At 71.3% G+C, this 6,855-nt stretch carries 7 protein-coding genes; 5 read left to right on the plus strand and 2 right to left on the minus strand.

The window, feature by feature from the left end; all coding sequences use genetic code 11:
- The coding region (locus tag VNT50_RS03425) for a DUF4012 domain-containing protein (RefSeq protein WP_325483698.1) at positions 1-1,218 on the plus strand (1,218 nt) is incomplete at its 5' end.
- Positions 1,219-1,222: 4 nt separating this feature from the next.
- Here the strand turns inward: VNT50_RS03425 and VNT50_RS03430 are convergent.
- Positions 1,223-1,702 carry a DUF3515 domain-containing protein gene (locus VNT50_RS03430; protein ID WP_325483699.1) on the minus strand — a complete coding sequence of 160 codons (480 nt, stop codon included), beginning with the start codon at positions 1,700-1,702 and terminating at the stop codon, positions 1,223-1,225.
- A 57-nt stretch (positions 1,703-1,759) separates the two neighbouring features.
- On the opposite strand from VNT50_RS03430, the gene thiL reads away from it, so the two are divergent.
- A complete protein-coding gene (gene thiL, locus VNT50_RS03435; protein WP_325483700.1) occupies positions 1,760-2,755 on the plus strand; it encodes a thiamine-phosphate kinase in 996 nt (331 codons plus the stop codon).
- Between the two features lie 3 nt (positions 2,756-2,758).
- Here the strand turns inward: thiL and VNT50_RS03440 are convergent, their stop codons facing one another.
- On the minus strand, positions 2,759-3,325 hold the full coding sequence (locus VNT50_RS03440) for an RsmD family RNA methyltransferase (protein WP_325483701.1): 567 nt from the start codon (positions 3,323-3,325) through the stop codon (positions 2,759-2,761).
- A gap of 117 nt (positions 3,326-3,442) precedes the next feature.
- Here VNT50_RS03440 and VNT50_RS03445 point away from each other — a divergent pair, with 117 nt between their 5' ends.
- The 3 genes from VNT50_RS03445 to VNT50_RS03455 all read left to right on the plus strand — a co-directional run bounded on the left by VNT50_RS03445 (position 3,443) and on the right by VNT50_RS03455 (position 6,782).
- Positions 3,443-5,602: an ATP-dependent DNA helicase RecG gene (locus VNT50_RS03445; RefSeq protein WP_325483702.1), complete on the plus strand. Its 2,160-nt coding sequence runs from the start codon at positions 3,443-3,445 to the stop codon at positions 5,600-5,602.
- A gap of 55 nt (positions 5,603-5,657) precedes the next feature.
- Positions 5,658-6,185 carry a pantetheine-phosphate adenylyltransferase gene (coaD, locus tag VNT50_RS03450; RefSeq protein WP_325483703.1) on the plus strand — a complete coding sequence of 176 codons (528 nt, stop codon included), beginning with the start codon at positions 5,658-5,660 and terminating at the stop codon, positions 6,183-6,185.
- A gap of 132 nt (positions 6,186-6,317) precedes the next feature.
- Positions 6,318-6,782 (plus strand): YceD family protein, encoded by a 465-nt coding sequence (locus tag VNT50_RS03455; RefSeq protein WP_325483704.1) that lies wholly within the window; start codon positions 6,318-6,320, stop codon positions 6,780-6,782.
- The last annotated feature ends 73 nt before the right edge of the window (positions 6,783-6,855 follow it).

The raw sequence follows: 6,855 nt of genomic DNA on the forward strand, positions 1-6,855 counted from the left end.
GATCGGGCGCTCGTCGTCACGACCCAGCTTGCCGATGTGACGTCCGTGCTCCCGAGCATGCTGGGCTCCGAGGGACCGCGCAGCATCCTGCTCGCGTTCCAGAACAACGCCGAACTCCGCACCGGCGGTGGCATCACGGCCGCGTTCGCCGAGGTGCGCGCCGAGGGCGGGGCGCTCACGCTCGTCGACCAGGCGAGTTCGGGGGATTTCCCCGGGCTCGACGAGCCGATCATGGCGCTGCCGGAATCGACGACGACGCTGTATGGCGCCGCCGCGGGTCAGTGGGTGCAGAACATCACGATGCCTGCCGACTTCGAGGTGTCGGGGCGACTCGCCTCCGAATGGTGGAACCTGCGCACGGGGCACCGGCCCGACCTCGTCGTCTCGGTCGATCCTCTCGCGCTTCAGGCGGCGCTCGCCGTGCTCGGACCGGTCGATGTTCCCGGCTGGGGTCAGCTCACCGGGGACGACGCCGCGCATCGCCTGCTCGTCGAGCCGTATCTCACCCTCGCCGACAGCGAACAGCAGGATGCCGTCTTCGAAGACGCGGCCGCGAGTGCGTTCGGCGTCCTGCTGGCGGGATCCGCCAATCCGGTCGGGCTCTTCACGGGCCTCCAGCAGCCCATCGCCGAGGGCCGGATCTCGGCGTGGAGCGCACACGAGGACGAGCAGGCCGTGCTCGCCGCGGGCCCGCTCGGCGGCCCGGCGGCCCGTCAGAGGGCGGTCGGCGATGACGCGTTCGCGGTGTACCTCAACGACGCGACCGGGGCCAAGATGGACAGCTTCCTGAGCGCCGGCATCGCGACCACCGTCGCGGAGTGCCGCGCGGACGGTCGGCGCGACATCACCGTGGCGGTGACCTTGACGAACACCGCCGCGGCGGACGCGGCATCCACCCTGCCCGTGAGCCTCACCGGCAACGGCATGTACGGCGTCGCGCCGGGCAACATCGGCACCTACGTGACCGTCTCGGCACCTTCTGGGACGTTCTTCGGCGCGGTGTCGAGGAATGAGGGCGCGCGCCACTCGATCCAGACCGAAGCCGACGGCTACGCCACGAGCCAGGCCCGCCTGAATCTCGAACCCGGCGAGACCGACACGCTCGTGTTCCGGTTCGTGGCCGCCGATCCGGGTGACGTGCAGCCGTCGATCGTGCACACGCCGGCGATGAACGCGATCGAGGTGGCAGAGCCGCTGCGGGCCGGATGCGACTCCTGATCGGCTACGGCGCGGGTGTCGCGTCCTCTCGGGCGACGCACTCGGCGTCGACCGGGAGCTGGCCGATGATGGGCGAGAGCTTCTGGAGCGCGTCATTTCCCGACACGACGTCGTAGTCGAGGTACACCTCCACCGCGGGGGTGCGGCCGTACGTCGTGAACCGGTACCGCGGGGCGTCGGAGTCATCGATGATCCAGTCGACGCCGTCCACCGACTGGCACGGCAGGGTCGTGGGGCCCGGGGGTGCGACCCCGCACGTCAGGAGCACGGCCGACGGCTCGCCCCACGCGCCCGTCGCCTGCGCGTCCGTCCAGCGCCGGTCGAGCCCCGCGACCGTGCCGGGCAGGCGCACGCTGACGTCGGCGCAGAGCGGGTTGTTCGCATCGTCGGCCGGCTTTATCGTCACGGTCGTCGCGCAGCCGCTGAGGCTCGTGGCGACGGCCGCGGCCGCGAGCACAAGGGCGGCGGAACGGAATCGGGACACGCCTTCCAGGCTAACGTCCGCGATCGACCCGGGTCGCCCGGCCGGTAGCGTGGAGGGGTGAGCGCCGCCGCAGAGGACCCGACCGTGGGGGAGCTGTCGGAGGGGAGCATCCTGCGCCGCATCCTGGCCCGCACCGGCGCGGCCGCAGCCGTCACGATCGGCCCGGGCGACGACGCGGCGGTGCTGGCGGATGCGGGACCCGTCGTCGCGACGACCGATACCCTCGTGCACGGCCCCGACTTCCGCCTCGCGTGGTCGAGCGGCTACGACCTGGGCTGGAAGGCCGCCGCCGTCAACCTCGCCGACATCGCCGCGATGGGCGCCAGGCCCACCGCGCTGCTGGTGGCGCTCGCGATGCCGAACGAGACGCGGGTCTCGTTCGTCGAAGAACTCGCCGACGGGCTGCGGGCCGCGTGCGACGCCCTCGCACCCGGATGCGGGGTGGTCGGGGGAGACCTCACCGTCTCGCCCACACTGACGATCGCCGTCACGGCGCTGGGATCGCTCGACGGCAGGGCGCCCGTGCTGCGATCGGGCGCCCGCGCGGGCGACGTTCTCGCGCTCGCCGGTGACGCGGGCGCGGCCGCGCGGGGGCTGTCGGTGCTGTTCCGGCGATTCACGGATGCCGCCGGCGAGCCTCTCGCGTACGACCCCTCGGGTCTGGGCCCGACCGAAGCGGCGTGCGTCACGCGGCAGCTTCGCCCGCTGCCTCCCGTGGCCGCGGGCGCCGCGGCTGCCCTCGCGGGCGCCACCGCGCTGATGGACGTGTCGGACGGGCTCGCCCTCGACGGCGAGCGCATGGCCGCGGCATCCGGCGTCACGCTCGATCTCGACTCCACCGCCCTCGGCCCGCACGCCGCATGGGCGGTCGATGGCGGTGAGGATCACGCGCTGCTGGCCACGTTCCCGTCGGCGGCGGCGCTGCCCGAGGGATTTCGGCCCCTGGGCCGCGTGCTCGCGGCGGGGAGCGCGGGCGTGCTCGTCGATGGGGAACCGCATGCCGGGCCTGGTGGCTGGGATCCCTACCGCGACTGGGACTCGCACGCGGGGTAGGCGCTACTCGGCGGTCGGTCGCACCCACCAGAGCGTGGTGTCGCCGTACTTCTTGCTGCGCGCGTGCCCGAGGCCATCGGGCAGCGCGGGCTCGGGGGAGCGCGACGCGCGTTCGATCACCACCGTCGCATGCGGGGCGAGGGATGCCGCGAGCAGGCGAAGGCCGTCGGTGAGTTCGCGTTCGGAGACGTCGTACGGCGGATCGATGAACACGAGATCGAATGACCCCCGTGAGGCGCGCAGGTAGCTATCGACCGAGCTTCGATGAACGGTGATCGCCGCATCCGACCCGACCGACTTCGACACGCGGGCGGCGTTGCGCTCGGCCACGGCCGCGGCGCGCGGCGCCTTCTCGACCAGGTCGGCGGATGCCGCGCCCCGGCTGACCGCCTCCAGCCCGAGCGCACCGGAGCCGGCGTACAGATCCAGCACGGCGGCGCCGCGGAGGGCGTCGGCGGACTCGAGTGCGCCGAAGAGGCTCTCGCGCACGCGGTCGCTCGTCGGTCGCGTGCCGGCGTCGGGCACCTCGAGCGGGATCGAGCCCGCGCGGCCCGAGATGATGCGTGTCACACGATCACGATAGCGGCGTCCCTCCCGGCGCGGACGGCGCGGGGGTTCCCGCCGATGCGGCCCGGGCGCACTCTTCTCGCGCCCTCGGGCGTCCTCGCCCCTGCCTAGACTCGTGCCATGTCGTTCACGCTGGAGTCGCGCCTCGACGGCGCCGTCGGCGGCAAGACGGCGGGGGTGCTCTCGCGCGCGTTCGGCATGAAGACGGTCGGCGACCTTCTGGTGCACTACCCCCGCCGCTATGCCCACCGCGGCGAGCTGACACCCATCCGGCTGCTGCCGCTCGGTGAGACGGTCACCATCGTCGCCGAGGTCAAGCGCGTCAACGAGCGGCGGATGCAGCAGCGCAAGGGCACGATCCTCGAGGTCGTCATCGGCGACGGCAATGGCGAGATGAGCCTGACCTTCTTCGGACAGGCGTGGCGCATGAAGGAGCTGCGACCCGGGCGGCGCGGTGTCTTCTCGGGCAAGGTCGGCGAATACCGCGGCGCGATGCAGTTCACGCATCCCGACTACGAGCTCTTCGACGACGAGGACGAGGCGCGCGTGAACGCCGAGGCGTTCGCGAACCAGCCGATTCCGATCTACCCCGCGACATCGACCGTGGCGAGCTGGCAGATCCAGAAGATCGCGGCGCTCGTGCTCGATGGCCTCGGGCCGCTCGATGATCCGCTGCCGGGGGAGGTCCGCGCGAAGCGTGGTCTGCTTCCCGCGCGCGATGCGATCGAGCGCATCCACCGGCCCGACTTCGACGATCAGATCGGACCCGCCCGCCAGACCCTGCGCATGCACGAGGCCCTCGTGCTGCAGACGGCCCTGCTTCAGCAACGGCAGTTCGTGCGCGCGCTGTCGGCCACCGCGCGGCCCGCGAGACCCGGGGGGCTGCTGGAGCGCTTCGACGCCGGCCTCCCGTGGCAGCTGACCCCCGACCAGGCAGAGGTGGGAGAGCGGGTGTCGGCCGACCTCGTCGGCGCGTGGCCGATGAACCGCCTCGTGCAGGGCGAGGTCGGCTCGGGCAAGACGCTCGTCGCCCTGCGGGCCATGCTGCAGGTCGCCGAGTCCGGCGGGCAGTCCGCGCTCATCGCACCCACGGAGGTGCTGGCGGGCCAGCACCTGCGCACGATCGCGCGGATGCTGGGGCCGACGCTCGCCCCGGAGCTGATGCCGACGCTGCTGACCGGCCAGATGCCTGCAGCAGAGCGTCGCAAGGCCGCGCTGCGCGTGGCCTCGGGGCAGGCGCTCATCGTCGTCGGCACGCACGCGCTGCTGAGCGAGACCACGACGTTCGCCGACCTCGGGCTCGTCGTCGTCGATGAGCAGCATCGCTTCGGCGTGGAGCAGCGCGAGACGCTGCGCGGCAAGGGCTCCAGCCCGCATGCCCTCGTGCTCACCGCGACGCCCATCCCGCGGACGGTCGCGATGACCGTGTTCGGCGACCTCGACGTGTCGACGATCCGCACGATGCCGAGCGGGCGCGCCGGGATTCAGACCTTCGTCGCACCCGTCGCCGAGAAGCCCGGCTGGTTCGGGCGCGTGTGGGAGCGCGCGGCCGAAGAGGTCTCGAAGGGGCACCAGGTCTTCGTGGTGTGCCCCGCGATCGACGCCGAGGCGGGCGCCCGCGACGCCGACGCCGAGGCGCCGCCGGTGGAAGGCGAAGCCCCGAAAGCGCAGTGGGGCGTCGTCCAGGTCGCCGACGTGCTGTCGCGGCATCCGCTCTTCAGCGGATTGCGGGTCGCGATCCTGCACGGAAAGCTGCCGTCCGACGAGAAGGACTCGGTGATGCAGTCGTTCTCCCGGGGCGAGATCGACGTGCTCGTCGCCACCACGGTGATCGAGGTCGGAGTCGACGTGCCGAATGCGTCGACGATGATCATCCTCGACGCCGACCGCTTCGGAGTATCGCAACTGCACCAGCTGCGGGGGCGGGTGGGTCGCGGCGGTGTGCCCGGACTATGCCTGCTCGTCACCGAGGCGCCGCCCGGCACCCCCGCGCGTGCCCGCGTCGAGGCGGTCGCCGCGACCCTCGACGGCTTCGAACTCGCCGAGGTGGACCTCGAGCTCCGCGGCGAGGGCGATGTGCTCGGAGACGCGCAGTCCGGAGCGCGATCCTCCCTGCGCCTGTTGCGGGTGGTGAAGGATGCCGACATCATCGCCGACGCGCGGGCGGAGGCCGAGCGCATCCTGGCCGACGATCCGGCCCTGCTGGCGCACGCGGGACTTGCCGCCGCCATCGAGCGCCGCGTCGGTATGGAGGAACGCGCGGCCCTCGCGAAGAACTGACCGTCACCGTCGTACCACGGATCGAATCCGCAGCAATCGCCAATAGGCTGGGCATATGAGCAGCCGGATCGCCGTCGTCCCGGGGTCATTCGACCCTCCGACCCTCGGTCACCTCGACGTCATCCGCCGCGCGGCGGATCTGTACGACGAGCTGCACGTGCTCGTCGTGCACAACCCCGGCAAGGAGGCGATGCTGCCGCTCGCCCGGCGCCTGGCCCTGCTCGAGCAGTCGATCGCCGAGAGCGACATCGACTCGAACGTGATCGTCGCATCGTGGAGCATGGGCCTTCTGGTCGACTACGCGACGGATGTCGGAGCCGGCGTGCTGGTGAAGGGCATCCGGTCGCAGGTCGACGTGGCCTACGAGACGCCCATGGCGATCGTCAATCGCCACCTCGCCCATGTCGAGACGGTCTTCCTGCTGCCCGATCCCGCCCATGCCCTCGTCTCCAGCTCGCTCGTGCGCCAGGTCGCGGGACTCGGGGGAGACGTGTCGCCCTTCGTGCCGCCCGCGGTGGCCCGATTCCTCGACACCGGCGCCGGTGCCCTCCCGACCGCCTCGGGCCTCGGCAGCGACGACTGACCGTCCCTCCCGTCGCCCGATACGCGAGGGCCCCGGCCATATCCCGCTCCGGGTAGCATTGCGACCGTGAGAACACGGCGCCCGACCTCGTTCATGCTCAATGTGCGAGACATCGCACACAGGCCGGGCGAGATGCGCGAGCACTCGCTCGATGTCACCCCCGCGGAACGCTGGGGCGAGGGGCTCGTCGCGGTCGAAGCCGCTCGGCCCATCGAACTCGATGTGCGCCTCGAGTCGGTGCACGAGGGGATCCTGGTCAGCGGAACCATCGAAACCGTCTACGAGGGCGAGTGCAGCCGGTGCCTCCTGGCGATCGCCCAGCCGGTCGAAGTCGAGATTCAGGAGCTTTTCACGTATCCTGGACAAGAGACATCTGACTTCGAGGTTCAAGACGACCACGTGGATCTTGAAACTCTGGTCAGAGACGCGATCGTATTGTCGCTTCCGTTTCAGCCGGTATGCCAGCCGGATTGCCCCGGCCTCGATCCGGCTACGGGCGAGCGACTGGCGGAAAGACCCGGCACAGAGCCACGCGCGCCCATCGATCCACGCTGGGGTGCGCTCAAGGAATTCACCGACGAGGGCAGTGAAGCGTAGAGCTTTACCGCCGAAGCACAAAGAAGAGAGCAAGCCATGGCAGGTAACCCCCCGAAGCGGAAGGTCTCCCGCT

This window comes from Microbacterium sp. (genome assembly GCF_035554235.1).
In the GTDB taxonomy this organism is placed as follows: Bacteria; Actinomycetota; Actinomycetes; order Actinomycetales; family Microbacteriaceae; genus Microbacterium.